The organism is Bacillus sp. YKCMOAS1, from assembly GCF_030268125.1.
Taxonomy (GTDB): Bacteria; Bacillota; Bacilli; order Bacillales; family Bacillaceae; genus Bacillus; species Bacillus safensis.
In genome coordinates, this window is record NZ_BSEI01000004.1 from 54,978 (window position 1) to 77,125 (window position 22,148).

The following is a 22,148-nucleotide window of genomic DNA, read 5'->3' on the forward strand; positions in this document are numbered from 1 at the left end:
TTTGATTAAAAGTCGAAGTTGTCTGGATCTGGACCGATACGTTTGTTTTCATTTAAGTCAGAAAGACGTTTCATATCCTTATCAGTTAAGACAAAATCAAATATATCAGCGTTCTCTTTTAAACGATGTGCTTTCGTTGATTTTGGGATGGTGATGACGCCTTTTTGTACATCCCAGCGCAAAATAATTTGAGCAGGTGTTTTACTGTATGTGTCTGCCAGCTCTGTGATCAGCGGGTGATGCAGTAGTTCACCCTGCATCAGCGGTGACCAAGCTTCCATTTGAATGCCATGAGAGTTCAAATACGTATAGAGTGTTTCCTGCGTTAGCTTTGGATGAAATTCTACTTGATTGATAGCTGGTTTGATCTCTGCATCTTTTAATAGCTCGTCTAAGTGATGCGGCTGGAAGTTGCTCACTCCGATGGCTCTGACCTTTCCTTCACGATACAAGGTTTCCAGTGCACGCCAAGCTTCTTTGTATTTTCCTTCAACCGGCCAATGGATTAAATACAGATCAAGGTAGTCAAGCTGAAGTTTTTTCAAGCTTTCTTCGTATGCATGAAGGGTAGAGTCATATCCTAAATCGGCATTCCACACTTTTGATGTGACAAAAATGTCCTCGCGGCGCAGTCCTGTTTCTGCTAAACCAAGCTGTATGCCTCGTCCAACACCTTCTTCATTTCCATAAATAGCCGCTGTATCAATACTGCGATAGCCTAATTGAATGGCTGTTTTGACAGCATCAACTAATTCTGCTCCATCTTCTACTTTGAATACACCAAGGCCAAAGCCTGGCATGCGGACTCCATTGTTTAATGTTTTTGTACTTTGTAAATGTTCCATAATAAAAACTCCTTTAGATGGTTTCTTTTTGTTCCATTTGATAACTAATCATCGTAAGAATGGCTGCGATGAGGACCATGATGCCGCCGACCCAGCCTGTATGCACAAGACCAAGTGAATCTGTCACGATGCCGCCTAAAAATGAGCCAATGGCAATACCGGCATTAAAGGCAGCGATATTCATAGCAGATGCGACGTCGACTGCTCCAGGGGTGTATCTTTCGGCAAAATCAACGACGGCTACTTGCAGTCCAGGTACATTCATGAAAGCAAACAGCCCCATCAGCATGACGGTTCCAATGCCTAATACTGTGAATCCTGCAGTGAAGCTAAGGATAAACAAGATGATGCTTTGGATAATAAACATATAGATCAGTGCTTTCATTGGCTGTGCATTAGCAGCTTTTCCGCCAATGACATTTCCAGCTGCGATCGTGATGCCGTATAAAAGCAGGATCAACGCCACAGCTCCAGGCGCAAGACCTGTCACATGCTGCAAGAGAGGAGATAAATATGTGAAGACGACAAAGGTTCCTCCGTACCCTGTGGCTGTAATGACAAATAAAAGCAAGATTCTTTTTGTTTTTAATAAGACAGCTTGATCATTAAAAGATGTTTTCACACCCTGCTTTAATTGAGACGGAACAAGAAAATAGTTGGATATCAGTGCGATCAGGCCAATGATCACAATTACACCAAATGATGTCCGCCAGCCGAACTCATGACCAAGAAATGTCCCGAATGGCACACCTGTCACAGTCGCTACTGTTAAACCAGTGAACATAAAGGCAATGGCGCTTGCCCGTTTTTCTTTCACGACAAGGCTTGCAGCAATCGTAGAGCCAATGGACATGAAGATTCCATGGGACAAGGCTGAAATCACCCGGCCGATTAACAGCACTGAAAAAGTCGGGGCAATGGTGGCAAGTGTATTACCAACCAAAAAGACGAGCATAATGAGCAAAAGCAATGTCTTTCTTTTCATCGTGGAAGTAAGGGAAGTCAATATAGGCGCACCAAATGTCACACCAAGTGCATATAAAGAGACAGTCCAGCCCGCCTGACTGACGCTCACTCCAAAGTCCTCTGAGATCATTGGCAAAAGACCGACACTAATGAACTCAGTTGTTCCTATAGCAAAAGCACTAATCGCTAGTGCGAGCAGAGCAAAATGGTTTTGCTTGTTCTTCATCAGTAAGTTCACATCCTTCTGTGATGACATTTTGATAGACGAAGCCGATCGGCAAGAGTTATTATCTAACATAGATGACGAAAAAAAAAGTACGTACTTTTTTGTAATATAGGTACTAAAAAGTGCCTGTTCGTACAAAGAGGAGTGAATATTCGATGGAAAAGAAAAAATATAATATCTCTGTGGAAGCAACGCTTGATGTCATAGGCGGGAAGTGGAAGTGTGTGATTTTATGTCATTTGACACACGGGAAAAAACGTACGAGCGAATTGAAGCGGCTTATGCCAAACATCACACAAAAAATGCTCACGCAGCAGCTGAGAGAGCTTGAAAGTGATGGCGTCATTAACCGGATTGTCTATGAACAGGTACCGCCAAAAGTGGAATATGAATTAAGTGAATACGGACAGTCACTCGAAAGAATTCTCAATGCGCTATGCGATTGGGGAGCAGCTCATATTGAACGTGTGTATGGAGAGCCGCTTTCAGTGCTGGAAGACAGCATCTTAAATGAACAGTTTAAATAAAAGAGCCCCGCTTTCTTGTGAGAGCGGGACTCTTTGTCTTACGTGCCTTTTTTCTGGTCGCGGTATTTACCAGGAGTTGTGCCTTCCAGCTTTTTAAAGGATCGGATGAAATTTTGCGGGTTTTTATATTTCAGTTTTTCCGAAATTTCTTTGACGGACATATCGGTTTCTACAAGCCAGTTTTTAGCGACATGGTGTCTGTAGGAAGAGAGATATTCGCTAAAGGAGATATCCATTTCCTTTCTGAAAATACTGCTTAAATAATTGGGATTGTAATGCAGGCGTGTGGCGATTTCATCCAAGGTGAGATCTGAGTCGAATTCTTGATGAATAATATGAATGATTTTTTCTGAGATGTTTTTGTATTGTGAGTCTTCACGTGCAGCAAGCTGGTCAATAATTGGCCGGATGATCTCATGTTTCAGCCATGCTTCTGTATCTTCAAAGGTTTTAAATTCAAAAATCGTATCATAGAGCATTTTGTTGTCTTCGATCTCAAATAATTCAATACCCAGCAAATGCATCAGCTCAATTAAATTGTTTAAAAAACGAGCGAGGGCGATCTGGTATTCGTGCGGTCCTGCATTTTTAGAGAAAATGGATTGCAGGAGCACATGTAAATAGTGATCTGCCTTGCCTTGATCGCCAGCTTTCACCGCATCAAATAAATCATGCTGCAGCTGTTTTGGAAAATGGGTTTTGAACGTCTTTCCTTGCTGGATATGCTCATATAAGATAATGGATTTTTTCTCTGCTTTGAGTCTGTATTTTAAGGCTTCTTTTCCTTCAATGTAAGCGTGTTTTGCCATCGTAAGCTCCTTAAACTGGCGGCTGATCCCAATGCTGATCGATAAACCAAGCTCTTCTTCGATACGCTGCTGAATGGTTTCTGCTAATTGGTTTAAATATTCAGTAAACTCTTCGTCTGACTTTGAGTGGTTAAGGATAATCGTTGTTTGATGTTCATTGACAACGGTTGGCTGAAGGTGCTCCTCTTGCGGAATAATCTGCTCGATCAGTCCATTGATCGCAAATAAAAGCAAATCAGCATCTTTTTTTTCATAAGGTGTTCCTTTTAACGTATCGATTTGGGTCACGAGCATGGACAAATGAGACCAGCCCTGGGGAAAGCCTAAGCTTTGGAACCGGTTGTTTACTTCTTCATCTGTCAGCTTTCCAAGCAGCAGACGTACCATAAAGTATTGCTGTAAGTGTGTCACTTGCTGCTCAATCCGTTCCTCTAAATCATTGTTTTGATCTTTCATTTGTTTAATACTCGATTCAATTAACTCAAATTCATTTTGAAAAGGCTGTTTTTGCAAAAATGATTCATTGCGTGCAAATGACTCATATAATAAGCGGATTGGTTTATAAAAGTGTCTGGAACCAAACCATGAAAATAGTAATGAAAGCGCTAACAAAATAGTGCAGATAATAAAGGTAATCCACCCGATTGATTTCGTTTGCTGCTTAAGTTCTGGAATAGAAACAAAGGATAGGTACGTCCATTCATTATAATCTGATTTTTGAAATGTGATTTGATAGTTGAGTTCGTCGATCTTCATATCAAATTGTCCTGATCGTTTTTCAAGTGAGAGCACATGTTTGACGAAATCTTGATATTTCAGCGATTCACCAATTTGTTCTTTGCGATTATGTAGCAGCACTTTTCCGTTTGTATCGATGACAAACATGCTATCTGATTGAGAGAAGTCAGGCATGTTATCAGCAATCACGCAGCTTGGAATGCTGGCGACAGCGATTCCCTTTTTTTGAACGCTGTTCATAGGCAGTTGTTTGATTAAATTCACATTGTACTTGCAAAAGGATGCTTTACCTTCTTTAGTCGCAACAAGTGGATTATTCTCTTCAAGTGCCCAGCTGGAGTGACTTGGTATATTGAGGTAAGAGGTCAGCGCTTTTTCTTGGTCTTCGCTTGTGACATGATAAAGCCCCGAATTGTTCATGTACCAGTCTTCCATTTTACTGACGAGTGTAATATTGGAAAGGTCGGTGTCAAAGGTTTGCAGGTAGTTCAGTTCCTGCTGTACTTGATTATAAAGCTGGAATTGGTCTGGATTTAAAGGTTCTGCCAGTGTTTGAAGGAGAGGTGTCGAACTGACATAGTGAGTGAGAGAATGATCAACAGTTTTTAAAATATGCTCAATATTGGATTGCGTTTGTTTGACGCTGTCGAGCTTTTCATTTGAGATATTTTCAAGTGCTGTTTTTTGCGAATGCTGATAAGAAAAAATGCCGACAATGATAACAGGAATCGTACTAAGTATGAAAAAAAACGTCACAAGCTTGTAATAAAATTTATACTGCCTTCTTTTCATAAAACCCCCCATTTCAAACGAAACAATCTTTTCCCCTTAATTTATTAATCCAAAAATCTGGTAGGTTTGTCAATAATCATTTTCTGAGATTAGGATCATTTTCTTATGTTTTATGTAACGTTTTGAGTAGCTTCACCTATGAAAATATGATCTGTTGATATGATTGTAGACGGATTTTTCATCCTTAAGATACAGTTAACACATGCATCAGCATGAGGGGAGGCTTTATCAATGAAAACAGAGGATGTCACTGCCAAGGGTGTGCCTGCGGCAGCTTTGAAAAACGAAAAAAGAAAGCGCTTACTTAATCAACTGCTTAGTCAAAAGTTTTTGTATTTAATGATTTTGCCGGGGCTCATTTATTTTCTTGTCTTTAAATATGTGCCAATGTGGGGGCTCATCATTGCCTTTCAAGATTACCAGCCGTTTCTCGGCATTCTTGGCAGTGAGTGGGTTGGCTTCAAACACTTTATTCGCTTGTTTACAGAACCAACATTTTTCATCTTATTAAAAAATACGCTGATTTTATTTGCCATGAATGTTGTGATTTTCTTTCCAATTCCGATTTTATTAGCCCTTCTTTTAAACGAAGTGAGATTGGCATTGTTTAAGAAGTTTGTACAGACGATGATTTATATCCCTCACTTCATGTCATGGGTCATTGTCGTGTCCTTATCTTTTGTTTTGTTAACAGTAGATGGCGGGTTAATTAATGAATTGATTGCTTTCTTTGGAGGGGAAAAGATTAACTTCCTTCTTAGTCAGGAATGGTTTAGACCGATGTACATTTTACAGGTGATCTGGCGGGAAGCGGGATGGTCGACGATCATTTATCTTGCGGCGATTACAGCGGTAGATCCACAGCTATATGAAGCAGCAAAAATGGATGGTGCGGGGAGATTGAGACAAATGTGGCACATCACACTTCCTGCCATCAAAAGTGTCATTGTCGTTCTGCTTATTTTGAAAATTGGTGATACGCTTGAGCTTGGCTTTGAGCATGTCTATCTATTACTGAATGCAACGAACCGGGAAGTAGCGGAGATTTTTGATACGTATGTCTATACAGCAGGTCTTAAGCAAGGACAATTCAGTTATAGTACCGCTGTTGGTTTATTTAAAGCAGCTGTTGGACTTATTTTGGTCATGCTGGCAAACCGTTTAGCGAAGAAATTCGGGGAAGAAGGTATTTATTAAAAAGGGAGATGAGGAAGAATGACATTATCCATTGAAAAGGGATCACCGCTTGAGCATGCAGAGAAATTAGCACAAACCATTATGAAAGCGTATACACCAATTGAGCTGCCGCCAGCTGGAAGGTGGCATTATCATCAAGGCGTTTTCCTTTGCGGCGTCATGAAGCTATATGAGGCAACAGGGTACGAGGCGTATTTCGATTATGTGAAAAACTATGCGGATTCACTCATTGATGAGTACGGTAATCTGTTATTTCGCAGGGATGAGCTTGATGCCATACAAGCAGGGCTCATTTTATTCCCTCTTTACGAACGAACGAGAGAGGAGCGGTATGTGCTCGCAGCGGAGAAGCTGCGCGGACTTTATCGTACGCTAAACCGCACGTCTGAGGGCGGATTTTGGCATAAAGATAATTATGCTTATCAAATGTGGCTCGATGGTCTCTACATGGGCGGTCCTTTTGCCTTAAAGTATGCTCAGCTTATTGGTGAAGAGTCACTTGTGGATATGGTCATCCATCAAGAGCATCTCATGAGAAAGCATACGAAAGATGAACAGACAGGTCTATATTATCACGCGTGGGATGAACGAAAAACGATGCCATGGGCTGATCAAAAGACCGGCTGTTCCCCAGAGTTTTGGGCAAGATCGTTTGGCTGGTATGTCCTTGCATTAGCAGATATGATCGAGGACCTGCCCGAGCAGCATGAGATGCGGAAAGTGTGGAAGGAAACACTGACAGACATGCTGGAAAGTGTGGCAAAGTACCAGGATCAAACAACAGGTCTCTGGCATCAAATCATTGATAAAGGAGATCACAGTGACAATTGGCTTGAAAGCTCGGGATCGTGTTTATTCATGTACGCCATGGCAAAGGCGATGAATGAAGGGTATGTGGGACTCCGTTATGTTGATCATGTGGTCAAAGCATATCAAGGCTTGATTCAGCATAAGACGGATGAGAAAGAAAATGGTGATTTTACCATCAACGATATTTGTATTGGAACATCTGCGGGATTTTATGATTATTACGTTGGAAGAGAGCGGAGCACAAATGACTTGCACGGGGCAGGCGCTTTTATTATGGCGTTAACTGAGCTAGAAAAGCTGTCTGTTTTTCAAAAGGCATGAGAAGGCAAAAAAGAGCCGTCGTATGGCTCATCAGTTTCATCGCTGCCTTTTGTTTATCTGCCTGTCAGGGGAAAACAAACGGTATCGATGTCCTGATTTTTTCTGATATGTCAAAAGGAATGAAGGATCAATTAGCGGAGAAGGCTTTTCAGCCGGAACAAGAGACTTATAGCGTCCACATCTTTCCGGCGGTTCCTGAAAAGCTTCTTGTTGAAATTACCTCAAAAGAGGGGGACGTGATGCTTGTCCCAGAAGAAATGTTTAGAACGTATGATGATCCTGAAAGCTTTCAGCTGCTGGAAGAGATGGAAATAGGTGATCAAGCAGCAGGACCATATACGGTCGAGGACAAAAAGACAGGGAAAACGGTCGATTATGCGGTACAAATCAATAAAGGAAAGAAAAAACTCAACGGTTATACCTTTCAATTACATCGAGATATGGTCGCTTTTATTCCCGTGTATGCTGACAAGACGAAAGAGGCGCTATCTCTCATGAAACAGCTTCGTGAAAACCAATAGAAAATGGGGTGAGGAATGTGAAACGGGTCGTGATTTGCGGGCTGAGTCATCGTGCGTTCAATATGTTTATTCGACCGCTTACAGAGGATTTCAATGAGCAGTATAAGATTACAGGGCTCCTAGATATAGATGATCAGCGGTATACACTTTGTCAGGAGCGTTTTCCATCACTCCGGGGCGTTTCGTTTTTTCATGAAGATGCATTTGATCAGATGGTCAAGAAAGCAAAACCAGATATCGTCATTGTGGCAGGCAGGGATGATACACATGTCACGTATATCATGCAGGCACTTGACCATGATCTAGATGTCATCACCGAAAAGCCGATGGTGACAACAGCAAAAGACGCCAAAAAAGTGATGGAAAAAGAGGCGGAAAGTAAAGGAAAGGTCACGGTCACCTTTAATTATCGCTACAATCCCTTCCATCGAAAGATAAAAGAACTAATTCTAGACGGGAAAATTGGTAGGGTCACATCCGTTGAATTGAGCTGGCTTATTGATACGTATCATGGTGCTAGTTATTTCAAAAGGTGGAACCGTACACGTCAATTCTCTGGCGGACTGTCTATTCATAAGTCGACGCATCATTTTGATCTGGTCAACTGGTGGATTGATCAAAAGCCGAAGCAAGTATTTGCCTACGGGGCGCTGAACTATTACGGCAGCGAAAGCCCTTGGAATCCCTTACACGGGGAGGAAAATAGATTTTGCGGAACATGTCATGTGAAGAATATCTGTCATTATGAAGCAAGGTGGAATCCGCGGGTTGAGCGCTCAAAGGTGGAGGACGATCATATTGAATCCGGTCAGGAGCAAGCGCAGCAGTACTCAAATTATCGCCCGGATGCGTGCATTTTTGATCAGGAAATTGATATTGAGGATACTTATGTGGCGTCAGTCGCTTATGATCAAGGGGCTCTGCTCAGCTATTCGATTCAATTCTCCGCCCCATATGAAGGCTATCGTCTGGCTATTAATGGGACGAAGGGGCGTATTGAAACAAATGAGTTTCATGTGCCATCAAGAATTCCTTTTCAATTCCCAGAACAAACAATTTCTTATTACCCGATGTTTGGATCAAAGGAGACAATTGAAGTCGTCAAGCAGTCAGGCGGACATGGCGGAGGAGATCCTCTGCTTTTGGCTGATTTATTTATAGGAAAAGATCCATTGATTCACTACGACATTTTAGCAGGTGCAGAGGCTGGTGCTTATTCGATTGCTCTTGGAGAAGGCATGTGGCGATCTGCCGCAGAAAAACGCCCAATTGAAATTGATGAATTGTTTCATAAAGAGAAGGTGTAAAGAGAAAGAGAGGAGGGGAAAGAGATGGATCATGATGGTTCAATGAGCAGAATGCTGAGGATGTGTGAGTGGGTGATGAGACTCGCCTATACGAATTTGTTATGGCTTTTGTTCACCATCCTAGGGCTTGGGATCTTTGGCTTGATGCCTGCGACCACTGCGTTATTCTCCGTAATGAGAAAATGGATTCAAGGGCATGAGCAGATCAATGTATTCCGCACTTTTTGGAAGGTATACCGAGAGGAGTTTGTCCGCTCTAACATGATTGGAGTGGTGCTGTTCATCATTGGAACGATTATTTATGTCGATCTTGCTTATATTTATCCGACGAGCTGGCCCTTACATGTGCTTCGCTTTGCTATATATATTTTTGGTTTTTTGTTTATTGTGAGTTTATTTTATATTTTTCCGCTGCTTGCTCATTATGATTGGAAAAAACGTCTCTATCTGAAATTCTCTCTGCTGCTTAGTGTGTCATATTTGCAATATACACTCTCTATGCTTGTTTTCTCGGCTGTGCTGTTTGTTCTGTTTGCTTATTTACCGGGAATCGTGCCATTTTTTAGCGTGAGCATACTCGCCTACGGTCATATGTGGCTGGCCTATCAAGTCTTTAAAAAGGTAGAGTTTGAAAGTGAGCACGAGACAGCCGAAGTGAAGAAGCGGCTACCGTCTTTCCTTCAATCGAAGCGGGTGAATACGCAGTGAAGTGAACCATCTGCTATAATGGTGTCACCGTGATGAAAAGGAGAGATGAGACTCGTGTCAGTGAAAGAAATTTCAATAGAAGAATTAAAACAAAAGCTGGAGCAGGAAGACGCCATTCAGCTTGTCGATGTACGTGAGGATGAAGAGGTAGTAGAAGGGATGATCCCGGAAGCGATCCACATTCGAATGGGAGATATCCCTGAGAAGCTGGATGCATTCGATCAAACGCAGGAATATTATATTATTTGCCGCTCTGGTAAACGTAGTGAAAATGTCTGCTATTACCTAGAAGATCAAGGCTACCAAGCGACCAATGTCGTTGGAGGAATGCTTGCTTGGACAGGAGAAACAAAACCGAAGCTGTAAACAGAAGGCCTTTCATCTTATCAATGATGAAAGGTTTTTTTGTTCATATGCCTCTCTCTATGTGCATAAAGATAGAGTAGCGAGAGAAGGGAGAGTGGCATAGGTGCTAAAGGTAGCTGTATTTGATGAAGAGCATGAGAAAGATTTGCAGAGCGAAATCAATCATTTTTTAAAAGGAATGGATGACGACCAAATCATTGACATCAAGTACAATGTAGCGGTGATCTGTGAGCAGGGAGGGGAACAACTTTACTGTTTTTCTGCACTCATTTTATATAAAAAATAGACGGCATCAAAAAAAGGACCTGCTTGAAGGGTCCTTTTTCTTTGGTTAGCTGGCGTCAATATATAAACGGTGCTTTTTGCAGTGAACACATTGGAAGAGGTAGCCTTGTAAGTCTCCTCCGTTGACGAGCCATTGCTTTAGGTTGTCTTTCGTCAATCCTTCGCCGCTGCAAATGTCTTCGATATCCTCGGCGAGTTCTTCCTCTAGATGTTCAATCTCCTTCCAGCCGACATACTGGACGATTGCGCAAAAATCTCCGCAATGACTTAACCAATATTCCTGCTGCCATCCGCGGTACCCTGGCGTTCTGAAGATCAGCTCATCGATATATTCTTCTTGATCGACGTCATCACAGCTCGCATCATCTTGAAAGATTCCATTGTATTTTTTAGCCGCTGATCCATCTTTAATGCACCAAGGACAAATTCCCTCCACATCTTCAACAGCATAAAAAGGGCCATGGTACACATAATCTCTTTCTTTCTCACAAACAGGACATGTCGTATGCTCTTTTTTAATCACGTTTAACAAAACTGGATCTGGGTTGTACTTGAACGTAGGTAACGTCATATAAACCTCCATTATGTAGAAAGTGATGATTCATCATTATTTTACAGGAATCCTCAAGCTCGAGACAATCTTAAATTGTGTATATAGAAAAAAGCCGTTCGGATGAGGAACGGCTTTTTCTCGCTTGCGATTATGCTTTTTTTACTCTTGGACTTCTTGGTTTATTGACTTGATTGGCTTGTTTGATGATTCTTCGTTCATCATTTAGTGATTTATACAGCGAGACAATCATCAATATGATGACAACGGAGAACGGCAAGGCTGCGAGCTTGGCTGTATTTTGCAAGGCTTCAAGTCCCCCTGAAAATAAAAGCACAGCAGCAACAGCAGATTGGATAATGCCCCAGCTGACTTTGACACTGCCAGAAGGATTCAATGATCCGTAGGTTGTCTGCATTCCAAGCACAAATGTAGCTGAATCAGCCGATGTAATAAAGAATACGGCGATTAATATGAGTGCTAGTATCGATGTAATCATCGCCAGCGGATATTCATTAAGCACACCGAAGAGCATCGTTTCAGTTGATAGACCTGCAACATCGACAATATTCTTTTGCTGTAAGTCCATTGCAGATACACCGAAAATCGAGAACCATAGGAATACTAGGATAGAAGGAGCGACTAAGACACCCACTAAAAATTCGCGAATCGTTCGCCCGCGTGACACTCTAGCGATAAAGATCCCGACAAATGGTGCCCAAGAAATCCACCATGCCCAATAAAAGATCGTCCATCCATTAATCCATTCTCTCTTTTCAGGATCATTTGGAGATAGACGGAAGCTCATTTGAACGATATTGGATAAGTATTGTCCAATCGAGTCAGTAAATGAATTTAAGATAAAAACAGTTGGACCTACCAAAAGTAAGAAAAACATCAGAACAGCTGCTAATACCATGTTGATATTACTTAAGTATTTAATGCCTTTTCCAATTCCGCTCAAAGCAGATGCAAGGAAAAGCACCGTCACAATGATAATAATGATCAATTGTGTGCTAAAGGCAATTGGAATATGAAAAAGATAATTCAATCCACCGTTTATTTGTGCCGCACCTAATCCTAGGCTTGTCGCAACACCAACTACAGTTGCAAATACCGCAATACAATCGATGGTTTTCCCGATCCATCCATTCGTTTTATTTCCTAAAACAGGCTGCAGCGTTGCACTGATTAAGCCAGGTGCATCTTTTCTAAATTTAAAATAAGCTATGCAAAGTGCAACAATGGCATAAATAGCCCATGCATGAAGCCCCCAGTGGAAAAATGTATAGCGAAGGGAATCGCGGAAGGCCTGTGCAGTTTCAGTCTCCCCTGTTGGTGACTGAATAGCATAGTGGCTGATCGGTTCAGCTGCTCCGTAAAAAACAAGACCAATTCCCATACCGGCACTAAATAGCATAGCAAACCAAGAAAATAGACCGAATTCAGGCTCTTCCCCCGGTTTTCCTAGCGTAATCTTACCGATTGGGCTAAAGATAAAGAATAGACAAAAGCCGACAAGCAGTGATACCACTAACAAGTAATACCAGCCAAAGTCATTTGTAATGTATGTTTGAATTTGATCTGTGACATTTTGCAATGTGTCTGGAGAAAACGCTCCCCACATCACGGCAACAAATGTGATCGCAATCACAATCCAAAATACACTTGATACGTTTTTCACACCATCTCACTCTCCTGTTGTTCTACACGTTTAATCAGAGGACTTTGCTTAATATCCCCTAACTCAACTTATTTCAAACAAAAAGAGGCGAGCTTCTCACTCGACCTCTACATTACCGTAACATGTTTTGCTTCCATTTATCAACTATCGATATGGGAAGACGATTTTTCCTCAATTCGTTTGCGAAGACGGTAGACATATTCTTTTAAACATACAGCGAAAATGGTAAACGCCAAAACAATGGCGACTTTTAACGGGTTAATCGACAGCTTCAAGAAAACAGCGGCTGTCAAACTAATAACGACCGCAAGAACAATCGGTAGTGCACGTCTGATCATTGAACTCTCTCCTTTGCTTCTAGTGCAGCATTCATGCCGGCAAGCCTGCCTGTCACAAGTGCTGACGTGATATTGTAGCCTCCTGTATAGCCATGGATGTCTAGAATTTCTCCGCAGAAATAAAGACCGGGCATTTTTTTAGACGCCATTTTCTTCGGTTCAATTTCTTTCACAGAAACGCCGCCTCCTGTCACGAACGCTTTGTCCAAGGATAGGGTACCATTTGCATGCACAATAAAATGTTTGCAATCATGGGCAAATGCACGCAGTTTATCCTTGGCTAGACCAGAGAATGTGTCTTGTGGATCAATACCGTTCCGTTCTAACAGAAACAATAAATAGCGTTCTTGCATCCAAGACTTGAGGACATTTTTAATGGCTTTCTTCGGTTCATCTTTTAGGTCACGATGAAGCTTTTGGAACAGCTCCTCGTCATTCAGCTTCGGATATAAGTCGATTTGCAGGCGGACTGCCGGCTGCTTTTTCAATTCTTTCACAACAAATCCGCTGCATCTAAGAACAGCTGGACCCGATAAACCAAAGTGAGTAAAGATCATATCCATGACATGTGTGACGACGGGTTTCCCTTTTTTATTTAGAACACTGACAGCCACACTTCTTAAAGAAAGACCTTGAAGCACTTTTTCTTTAATAAATCGTTCATCTGATGTGACCGGTACCTCTGTTGGGAAAAGCTCTGTAATGGTATGACCGGCTGCTTCTGCCCATGCATAGCCGTCACCAGTAGAGCCCGTATGCGGTACACTTTTTCCGCCGACAGCAATGACGACAGCCTTACTTGAAATTTTTTCATCATTATTTGTAACAATTCCAGCTGCTTGTCCGTCTTGATACAGAACCGTTTTAATCTTTTCGTTCGTTCGAATGGTGACATTGAGGGCGCGGAGCCTGTCTAGAAGGGCATCCACAACAGATTGTGCTTTGTTTGATACAGGGAACATACGTCCATGGTCTTCTTCTTTTAGTTCAATGCCAAGGTTTTCAAAAAATGAAATAATATCCTCGTTGTTGAACTCAGAAAATGCACTATATAGAAAACGGCCGTTTCCGGGAATATGCTTGATGATTTCTTCTACTGGAAGGCGATTGGTGACGTTACACCGTCCGCCGCCAGAAATGGCCAGCTTTCTGCCAAGTTTGTTTCCTTTGTCAATTAACAGAACAGTAGCGCCATGCTCTGCTGATGCAATCGCGGCCATCAGTCCGGAAGGTCCGCCGCCAATGACAATGACATCATAATGTTTCATGTTACATTCCTCTTTCTACTTTCAGTCATTTTTCTATTATAACGAAGATTAGGGAAGGCTGAAATATGAATTGATTGGTTTTGTGACTTCAGTATTGGATTTGTTACCTGTGTGTTGAGTTGATGTGGTAAAATAGTTAAGTTGAATATTCATTAGAAAAATGGTGGTTAAGCGCATGTCTAATAAACTGCTTCGTGGTACGTTGGTTTTAACGATAGGGACGTATCTCTCTCGTATTCTTGGTATGATTTATTTAATTCCATTTAGCGCAATGGTTGGAGCTACTGGTGGTGCGCTATTCCAATATGGATACAATCAGTTTACGATTTTCATTAGCATTGCTACTCTGGGTTTTCCAGCAGCAGTGTCTAAATTTGTTTCAAAATATAATGCGATTGGTGACTTTGAGACAACACGAAAAATGTTTAGAGCCGGCATGTCTGTCATGCTTGCTTCAGGTATCATTGCTTTTAGTATTTTATATTTATCAGCCCCAATTTTTGCTGAGATACAGCTCGGTGGATCAACCGAAACTGGTGGACTAACGGTTGACCAAGTGACATATGTAATTAGAATGGTGAGTTTGGCTCTCTTAGTTGTCCCGATTATGGGTCTTATACGTGGGTTTTTCCAAGGGCATCAAATGATGGGTCCAACAGCAGTTTCACAAGTTGTTGAACAGATAGTCCGAATTATCTTCTTGTTGACGGCAACTTATGTCATTTTAAAGGTGCTTAACGGGGGGCTTGTCATCGCAGTAGGATATGCTACTTTTGCTGCTCTGATTGGTTCTTTTGGAGGTTTATTCACGTTATATGTATATTGGATCAAGCGGAAAGATAAATTACTTGCTATGCAGCCTAATTCTGGGCCAAATTTAGGCCTTGGATATAAAAAAATATTTATTGAGCTATTTAGTTATGCTGCTCCATATGTTTTTGTTGGATTAGCTATTCCTCTATATTCTTACATTGATACTAATACTATTAATAAAGCAATGATTAATGCTGGTTTTAAAGATATAAGTACTGCAGTACTTTCTATAGTTACTTTATATTTACCTAAGCTTGTAATGATTCCAGTATCATTAGCGACGGCATTTGGTTTAACATTAATTCCAACTATCACAGAATCTTTTACATCACGAAATTATAAATTATTAAACCGACAAATTGACCAAACGATGCAAGGCGTTCTATTTTTCGTGCTGCCTGCATCATTTGGTATCTCGGCATTGGCTGGACCGGTTTATTGGTTCTTCTATCCATCGGTTCACCCTGAGATTGGGATCTCCATTTTGTTCTGGTATGCACCTGTTGCATTATTGTTTTCTTTATTCACCATTAATGCAGCGATTCTGCAAGGGATTAACAAACAAAAATTTGCTATCGTTAGTCTTTTGTTAGGGATCATTATTAAAACGGTTCTAAACATCCCGCTGATCAGCTGGCTGCAAGGAAATGGTTCTGTACTGGCAACAGCATTAGGCTACAGTGCGTCTATCTTGTATATGTTTATCATGATTAAACGACATGCCGGCTATTCGTTCCGCAGAATTTTCAAACGTTTTATTCTGATTGGCATTTTAACAGCGATCATGGGTGTGGTGGCATTTATGACAAGTCAGCTTGTGAACCAAGTGATTTCTTATGAAGGCGGAATTGTACAAGCGGGTATCGTCATTTTGATTTCCATGATCACTGGCGGCGGTGTGTATATGTTCTTATCTTATAAGGTGGGATTACTAGAACGTGTACTTGGTAGCCGTATGCCGAAATTTTTAAGAAAAAAGAGTTAAGAAGAGGTAGATATTCATGAGGCTTGATAAATTACTTGCTAACAGCGGCTTTGGTTCAAGAAAAGATGTGAAAAAACTTGTCAAGGCCCGGGCGGTCACAGTGAATGGAGAAGTGGCGAAGCAGGTGAAAGATCATGTTGATCCATCAAATGATGAAGTGCTCGTACACGGAGAGCGTGTAGAATATAAAGAATTCATTTACTTAATGATGAACAAACCGGACGGGGTGATTTCAGCAACTGAAGATCTGCGGGATGAAACGGTAGTCGATTTACTCGAGCCGGAGGATATCGCAAGGGAGCCATTTCCTGTGGGGAGACTGGATAAGGATACGGTCGGTCTCCTTCTCCTTACAAATGATGGACAGCTTGCTCATCAATTACTTTCTCCAAAAAAGCATGTGCCTAAAACGTATGAAGTTCATTTGAAATATCCTTTAGGTGATCAAGACATTAAGCGTCTTGAAGAAGGTGTTGTTATCTTAGATGATTATCACACGAAGCCGGCGAAGGTTGAAGTAGATGCGAATGAAGAGGAAGATACACGCATCCGTTTGACGATTACTGAAGGGAAGTACCATCAAGTGAAGCTGATGGCCCAAGCGGTGGGAAATGAAGTGATCTTTTTAAAAAGGCTCACGATGGGGGCAGTCTCATTAGATGAAGATCTAGCACCTGGAGAGTACCGTGAATTGACGGATGAAGAATTAGACAGCTTAATGAATCGTGAATAACATAAGAACAAAAGAAAAGAACCGGCATATCGCCGGTTCTTCAGCGTGTAGACAAACCCTCGCATTCTTTGTCAGTCCTGCGCGCTGGTGCTCACGAATGTTAAATTCGCTCCGCGCCAGTGCTCGTTCTTCCTAGACTTCAAAAGTTTTCTATCACGCTGAAAAGAAGACAAAGGGCTAAAATAAAAATCATTTTAGCCCTTTGTCAACAATCTGCAAAAGAAAAGAACCGGCATATCGCCGGTTCTTTTTGTTATATGGACAATTCATTATACGCTTAAGATGATATTTTTACTTTTTTTCTCGTTGTTTCCCATTTGCCTCTGCTTGGACTATGAACAAGATCGTTATAGGCAAGCACGTTTAAGTCTCTTTGAATGGTTCTAGGTGTGATCCCGAATTCATCAACCAGCTCTTGTGTCGTCACAAGACCTTTCTCTTGAATGAACATATAAACTGATTTAATTCGAGTCATCATACGGTTTGTTGAAGGTTTCAAAAAACCACTCCCTATCAATAAGATCGGATGGACTTGACTAACCACAACTTACTACACTAAAACTGCGAAATAAGGACAAGCAACAATGGTAAATGTTCGTGTTTCTTAATGTTTTATTCTATTATACACGTTATTATGCATCTAGTTCCACCAAAAAGTCAACTTTACGTGTTTTTAAACTTGTCTTCATGAAATGAAATATGGTATATATCATGATTTGAATCCGGTTACAACCCAATAATGATAAGGGATACGATAGAAGCCGTCACGTTCAAACGTTTGAAAAATAACTCAGAAAATTTACAAAATAAAAAATTCAATGAATGCAAAAAGGCACATCCTCACATGGAATGTGCCTTTTTTGTTTCTGTTATCCTTCTAAGAAAAAGAGCTGAATGAAAAATAAGATGGCAAAGATGAGAACAAGCACATGTACTTCTCTCCATTTCCCTTTCGCCAATTTCACAAGCGGATATGAAATAAATCCAAGTGAAATCCCTGTAGAGATACTAGAAGTCAGCGGCATCGAAAGAATGACAAGAAAAGCAGGGAATGCTTCGTCTAGTTCGTTCCAGCGAATGCGTGACACCGAATTCATCATCAAGCAGCCAACAATGATTAAAACAGGTGATGTGATGGATGGTAAAGACGAAATCGCTTGAACGAGCGGGCCAAAAAATAATGCCACAATAAACAGTGCAGCGACCGTTAAAGAAGTCAGTCCAGTTCTTCCGCCAGCAGCAACGCCTGATGATGATTCAATATAAGCGGTGGTTGGGCTTGTACCAAACATAGAACCAACCGTTGTTGCAGCAGAGTCAGCGAGCAGGGCTCTGCGCACTTTTGGCAGCTGGCCATTTTTCATTAATCCGGCTTGTTCGGCAACACCAATCATAGTGCCTGTTGTATCAAAAATCGTCACCAGTAAGAAGGAGAAGACGACAGCATACAAATGATGAGAGAACACGTCACCAAAGGCAGCTATTGGATTTGTAATCAGCATGCCTTCAGGCAGTGCAGGCACGTCCATCAGCATTTTAGGGAAATGAAGCTGGCCTGTTGCGAGTGCAATCAATGTGGTCGCTAACATGCCGATAAACAGTGCACCATTTATTTGAAGAACCATTAAAATAACCGAAATCATTAAGCCGACAAGCGTTAAAATGACAACAGGCGAGCTTAAATTGCCAAGCTTCACAAGGTTTTCTGGATCAGCAGCGATGATTCCAGACTGACGGAGGCCGATGAACGCAATGAAAAGCCCGATTCCTGCTGTAATGCCGTACTTTAAATTATCTGGAATGGCTTGAATGAGTTGTTTTCTAAGGGATGTTAACGATAAAATAATAAAGAGTATACCAGCAACAAATACCGCACTAAACGCTGTTTGATAGCTGATGCCGCCACCGCCGACAACGGTAAAGGTGAAATAAACATTCAGCCCCATGCCTGGTGCAATGGCAATCGGATAGTTTGCAAATAGTGCCATCCAGAGCGTACCGACGACAGCAGCGATGATTGTTGCAGTAAAGACTTGGTCAAAAGGAATACCTGCTTTTGAAAGAATTCCTGGGTTGACGGCAACAATATAGACCATGGTAAAGAATGTCGTCATACCAGCGATGATTTCTTTCTTTATGTTGGTTTGATTTTCTTTTAACTGAAACATAAAATCCTCCATTTACGAACATTATTACAAAACAATTAATATAATATTCGTTTTAAGGGTGGATTGCAACCTTTTTTCAAGGAGGAATGGAAAAAATGAATTGGGAAGCTGAAGTAATACGAAAAAAAGATGACTTGATCAACGACACACAATCTTTCTTACAAATTGAAAGTGTCCTTGATGAAGAAGGCGGCAAAGAAGGAAAGCCATTTGGTGAAAAAGTCGATGATGCCCTTCAGTATATGCTGAAAAAAGGGGAAGACGAAGGCTTCACAGTCAAGAATGTCGACGGCTATGCAGGTCATATTGAATATGGGGAAGGCGAAGACATCGTAGGTGTGCTGTGCCATGTGGACGTGGTGCCTGCAGGTGACGGCTGGACAACCCCGCCATTTTCAGCGGACATCAGAGAAAATAAAATCTTTGCACGCGGGGCTATTGATGACAAAGGCCCAACCATGGCGGCATTCTATGCGCTGAAGATCTTAAAAGATTCTGGTCTGCAGCTGTCGAAAAAAATCAGAATGATCATTGGAACAGATGAAGAAAGTGATTGGCGCTGTGTGGACCATTATTTCAAGCATGAAGCAATGCCGCAAATTGGATTTGCACCAGACGCCGATTTTCCGATTATTCATGCGGAAAAAGGGATTATTGATGCCACCCTATCATTTACATATCAACAACCAGTGAATCAACAGCGCTATACGCTTAAGCAATTTACATCGGGTATGAGGCTCAATATGGTGCCAGATGAGGCAGCAGCTGCTGTGACTGCTACACAGGAACACGATGCTGAATCATTAAAAACGGCCTTCGAAGCCTATCTTGCTGATCATCAATTATCTGGTGAGGTAAAAAGCACAGCGGATGGACTGCATTTTACATTAAAAGGGGTATCCGTTCATGCCATGGAGCCGGCGCATGGGACAAATGCGGGCATTCATATGGCGAATTTCTTATGCGGACATGAATTAGATGAGCAGGGACTTGCCTTTACTTCCCAAGTCAACGCTTTATTTGATCAGGATACAAGAGGGAAAAAGCTAGGAATTGCTTGCAAAGATGATATTAGTGGAGATTTGACATTGAATGTTGGGACAATCCGCTATAAACAGAATGAGGAAGCAAAGCTAGGGTTAAATGTACGCTATCCAGTAACTGCAGACGGCAAGGACGTCAAAAAAGGAATTGAAAGCATCAAAGGGGCGTCCCTTCTAAAATTCGAAGACAGCCCTCCTCATCACGTCTCAAAAGATCATCCGCTTGTGAAAACCTTGCAGCGGGTATATGAGGAGCAAACGGGAGATCCTGCAACCCTTATTGCCATAGGGGGAGGAACGTATGCGAGATCTTTAGAAGCTGGCGTAGCCTTCGGACCTCTATTTCCTGGAAGACCAGACTGCGCCCATCAAAAGGATGAATATATTGAAATTGATGACTTACTGAGAGCAGCAGCTCTTTATGCACAAGCTATGTATGAATTAGCAAAATAGAAATTGGAAAAGAGAAGAGGGGATTCATAGTGAAAAAAATGTTCTTAAGTTCTTCATTCAAAGACAGCTATTCTCTCTTGTCTGACTTTGCAGGTGAATCATTAAAAGGAAAGCGTGTGACTTTCTTTCCAACGGCAAGTGCTGTAGAAGAAGTCACGCACTATGTTGAGGCAGCGAAGGAAGCCTTTCAGCAATTAGGGATGCAGCTTGAGACTGTGCAGATAGATGAACAGTCCGTAGAAGAGGTCACACAGATGATCAAACAAAATGATGTGATCTATGTTTCAGGAGGCAATACCTTTTATTTATTGCAGGAGTTAAGAAAACATCGTCTCGATGACGTGTTGAAAGAAGAAATCAACAACGGCAAGCTGTACATCGGGGAGTCTGCGGGGAGTATCATTATGGCGCCAAGCATTGAATATATCTCCATGATGGATGATCAGGAGAAGGCGCCGGAGCTTTCATCATTCCAAGGTTGCAATGAAATAAGCCGCTATCCAGTACCACATATGCACAATGCCTATTTAGGCGAGGCTGCACAGCTAATTATGGAGAAGCATCAGCAGACGCTTGATTTATGTCCTCTAACTGATGAACAGGCTTTACTCGTCACAGGGGAGCAGGCTGAGGTGAAATCTGTCTAAGCATCTTAACCGTGAAAGAAGAAAAAGGAACAGGGATTCATCGCCCTGTTCCTTTTTTAATCTTGAAAAACATCACTTGATAAGTATCGTTCACCCGTATCTGCTGTCATACAGATCACGATTTGATCTGCCGGTAATTGCTTGGCTGTTTCAATGGCCGCATAGCAAGCCGCCCCAGAGGATGGGCCTACTAAAATTCCTTCAAGCATAGCGAGCTCCCGTGTGATGTGGTACGCATCTTCGTCGCTTACTTGCACGATCTCATCATAGACATCCTCGTTTAAGATTTGGGGGATAAATCCTGGGCTTGTGCCAACGAGCTTATGTTTGCCAGGTTCACCGCCAGATAAGACTGGAGATCCCTCAGGTTCTGCTACACGGATGGTTAAATGAGGGAATGCCTTTTTTAATTCCTCTCCAGTTCCTGTAATAGTACCGCCAGTTCCAGCTGTTGCGACAAAGGCGCCAAGGGGCTGTCCAAGTTGTTTCACAGCTTCCATGATTTCGACCGCTGTTGTTCCTCTATGTGCATCTGGGTTTGCTCTATTGTCAAATTGCATCGGAATAAAGCTGTGAGGAATTTGAGCAGCAAGTTCTTCCGCCTTGCGGATGCAGCCTGGCATTTTTTCTTCTCCTGGGGTTAAGACGACCTGCGCCCCGTATGCCTTCAAAATATTGATTCTTTCCTTTGTCATCGTATCAGGCATGACAAGGATAGCTTTGTAGCCTCTTGCGGCAGCATTCATGGCTAAACCAATCCCTGTATTCCCGCTCGTAGGTTCAATAATGGTTGCTCCTTTTGTGAGTTTCCCTTGTTTTTCTGCCTCGACAATCATATTGTAAGCCGCGCGGTCTTTTACACTTCCGCTAGGATTAAATGATTCCAGCTTTAAGTAAACAGCCGCCGCATTTTCTGGCTGGAGCCGCTGTAATTTGACAAGCGGTGTATCGCCAATCAGCTCAGCTATATTTTGTGCAACCTTCATGATATGACACCCTTTCTTCTCATTCCGCATTTCTTTAGTTATACTATCATCAATGGGGATTC

22 protein-coding genes are annotated in these 22,148 nt (G+C 41.8%); 12 read left to right on the forward strand and 10 right to left on the reverse strand.

The window, feature by feature from the left end:
• Positions 1–5: 5 nt before the first annotated feature.
• Both QSJ46_RS12910 and QSJ46_RS12915 read right to left on the reverse strand, forming a co-directional pair.
• Positions 6–848 (reverse strand): aldo/keto reductase, encoded by an 843-nt coding sequence (locus tag QSJ46_RS12910; protein WP_269773237.1) that lies wholly within the window; start codon positions 846–848, stop codon positions 6–8.
• Between the two features lie 10 nt (positions 849–858).
• Positions 859–2,037 (reverse strand): MFS transporter, encoded by a 1,179-nt coding sequence (locus tag QSJ46_RS12915; RefSeq protein WP_352230650.1) that lies wholly within the window; start codon positions 2,035–2,037, stop codon positions 859–861.
• A gap of 155 nt (positions 2,038–2,192) precedes the next feature.
• Between QSJ46_RS12915 and QSJ46_RS12920 the strand changes: the two genes are divergently transcribed.
• A complete protein-coding gene (locus QSJ46_RS12920; protein WP_034322520.1) occupies positions 2,193–2,564 on the forward strand; it encodes a winged helix-turn-helix transcriptional regulator in 372 nt (123 codons plus the stop codon).
• A gap of 38 nt (positions 2,565–2,602) precedes the next feature.
• Here the strand turns inward: QSJ46_RS12920 and QSJ46_RS12925 are convergent, their stop codons facing one another.
• Complete coding sequence (locus tag QSJ46_RS12925; RefSeq protein ID WP_064497797.1) at positions 2,603–4,903, reverse strand: helix-turn-helix domain-containing protein; 2,301 nt, start codon at positions 4,901–4,903, stop codon at positions 2,603–2,605.
• Positions 4,904–5,134: 231 nt separating this feature from the next.
• On the opposite strand from QSJ46_RS12925, the gene QSJ46_RS12930 reads away from it, so the two are divergent.
• The 7 genes from QSJ46_RS12930 to QSJ46_RS12960 all read left to right on the forward strand — a co-directional run bounded on the left by QSJ46_RS12930 (position 5,135) and on the right by QSJ46_RS12960 (position 10,419).
• Positions 5,135–6,100, forward strand: a complete 966-nt coding sequence (locus tag QSJ46_RS12930) for an ABC transporter permease (RefSeq protein WP_047203508.1) — start codon at positions 5,135–5,137, stop codon at positions 6,098–6,100.
• Between the two features lie 18 nt (positions 6,101–6,118).
• Positions 6,119–7,231: a glycoside hydrolase family 88/105 protein gene (locus tag QSJ46_RS12935; RefSeq protein ID WP_285604811.1), complete on the forward strand. Its 1,113-nt coding sequence runs from the start codon at positions 6,119–6,121 to the stop codon at positions 7,229–7,231.
• Positions 7,228–7,752 carry a lipoprotein YteS gene (locus QSJ46_RS12940; RefSeq protein ID WP_285604812.1) on the forward strand — a complete coding sequence of 175 codons (525 nt, stop codon included), beginning with the start codon at positions 7,228–7,230 and terminating at the stop codon, positions 7,750–7,752. The genes QSJ46_RS12935 and QSJ46_RS12940 overlap by 4 nt, the downstream gene beginning before the upstream one ends.
• A gap of 17 nt (positions 7,753–7,769) precedes the next feature.
• Positions 7,770–9,059 (forward strand): Gfo/Idh/MocA family protein, encoded by a 1,290-nt coding sequence (locus tag QSJ46_RS12945; protein WP_285604813.1) that lies wholly within the window; start codon positions 7,770–7,772, stop codon positions 9,057–9,059.
• A gap of 24 nt (positions 9,060–9,083) precedes the next feature.
• Positions 9,084–9,767: a YesL family protein gene (locus QSJ46_RS12950; protein ID WP_285604814.1), complete on the forward strand. Its 684-nt coding sequence runs from the start codon at positions 9,084–9,086 to the stop codon at positions 9,765–9,767.
• A gap of 54 nt (positions 9,768–9,821) precedes the next feature.
• Positions 9,822–10,133: a rhodanese-like domain-containing protein gene (locus QSJ46_RS12955; protein ID WP_212040133.1), complete on the forward strand. Its 312-nt coding sequence runs from the start codon at positions 9,822–9,824 to the stop codon at positions 10,131–10,133.
• 103 nt (positions 10,134–10,236) lie between these two features.
• Positions 10,237–10,419 (forward strand): sporulation protein Cse60, encoded by a 183-nt coding sequence (locus QSJ46_RS12960; RefSeq protein ID WP_024424881.1) that lies wholly within the window; start codon positions 10,237–10,239, stop codon positions 10,417–10,419.
• A 45-nt stretch (positions 10,420–10,464) separates the two neighbouring features.
• Here the strand turns inward: QSJ46_RS12960 and QSJ46_RS12965 are convergent, their stop codons facing one another.
• From QSJ46_RS12965 to QSJ46_RS12980, 4 genes are all read right to left on the reverse strand, one after another.
• The gene (locus tag QSJ46_RS12965) at positions 10,465–10,989 is read right to left on the reverse strand and encodes a CbrC family protein (protein ID WP_285604815.1); all 525 of its coding nucleotides are present in this window, start codon (positions 10,987–10,989) and stop codon (positions 10,465–10,467) included.
• A 130-nt stretch (positions 10,990–11,119) separates the two neighbouring features.
• Positions 11,120–12,652: a glycine betaine transporter OpuD gene (opuD, locus tag QSJ46_RS12970; protein ID WP_039180749.1), complete on the reverse strand. Its 1,533-nt coding sequence runs from the start codon at positions 12,650–12,652 to the stop codon at positions 11,120–11,122.
• A gap of 140 nt (positions 12,653–12,792) precedes the next feature.
• Positions 12,793–12,990 (reverse strand): hypothetical protein, encoded by a 198-nt coding sequence (locus QSJ46_RS12975; RefSeq protein WP_285604816.1) that lies wholly within the window; start codon positions 12,988–12,990, stop codon positions 12,793–12,795.
• Complete coding sequence (locus QSJ46_RS12980) at positions 12,987–14,258, reverse strand: BaiN/RdsA family NAD(P)/FAD-dependent oxidoreductase (protein WP_058838208.1); 1,272 nt, start codon at positions 14,256–14,258, stop codon at positions 12,987–12,989. The genes QSJ46_RS12975 and QSJ46_RS12980 overlap by 4 nt, the downstream gene beginning before the upstream one ends.
• 175 nt (positions 14,259–14,433) lie before the next feature.
• Here QSJ46_RS12980 and QSJ46_RS12985 point away from each other — a divergent pair, with 175 nt between their 5' ends.
• The gene (locus QSJ46_RS12985; RefSeq protein ID WP_224929166.1) at positions 14,434–16,056 is read left to right on the forward strand and encodes a putative polysaccharide biosynthesis protein; all 1,623 of its coding nucleotides are present in this window, start codon (positions 14,434–14,436) and stop codon (positions 16,054–16,056) included.
• A gap of 16 nt (positions 16,057–16,072) precedes the next feature.
• Entirely contained in the window at positions 16,073–16,789 is a 717-nt protein-coding gene (locus QSJ46_RS12990) for a pseudouridine synthase (protein WP_047203498.1), read from the forward strand.
• A gap of 277 nt (positions 16,790–17,066) precedes the next feature.
• Here QSJ46_RS12990 and QSJ46_RS12995 read toward each other — a convergent pair whose 3' ends face one another.
• Both QSJ46_RS12995 and QSJ46_RS13000 read right to left on the reverse strand, forming a co-directional pair.
• A complete protein-coding gene (locus QSJ46_RS12995; RefSeq protein WP_008356419.1) occupies positions 17,067–17,288 on the reverse strand; it encodes a DeoR family transcriptional regulator in 222 nt (73 codons plus the stop codon).
• 370 nt (positions 17,289–17,658) lie between these two features.
• A complete protein-coding gene (locus QSJ46_RS13000; protein ID WP_047203497.1) occupies positions 17,659–18,957 on the reverse strand; it encodes an NCS2 family permease in 1,299 nt (432 codons plus the stop codon).
• Positions 18,958–19,052: 95 nt separating this feature from the next.
• On the opposite strand from QSJ46_RS13000, the gene pepV reads away from it, so the two are divergent.
• On the forward strand, positions 19,053–20,453 hold the full coding sequence (gene pepV / locus QSJ46_RS13005; RefSeq protein WP_285604817.1) for a dipeptidase PepV: 1,401 nt from the start codon (positions 19,053–19,055) through the stop codon (positions 20,451–20,453).
• A gap of 29 nt (positions 20,454–20,482) precedes the next feature.
• Positions 20,483–21,100, forward strand: coding sequence for a Type 1 glutamine amidotransferase-like domain-containing protein (locus tag QSJ46_RS13010; RefSeq protein ID WP_047203495.1), 618 nt, complete (start codon positions 20,483–20,485; stop codon positions 21,098–21,100).
• Between the two features lie 56 nt (positions 21,101–21,156).
• Here QSJ46_RS13010 and cysK read toward each other — a convergent pair whose 3' ends face one another.
• Complete coding sequence (gene cysK / locus QSJ46_RS13015) at positions 21,157–22,086, reverse strand: cysteine synthase A (protein ID WP_047203494.1); 930 nt, start codon at positions 22,084–22,086, stop codon at positions 21,157–21,159.
• Positions 22,087–22,148: the final 62 nt, after the last annotated feature.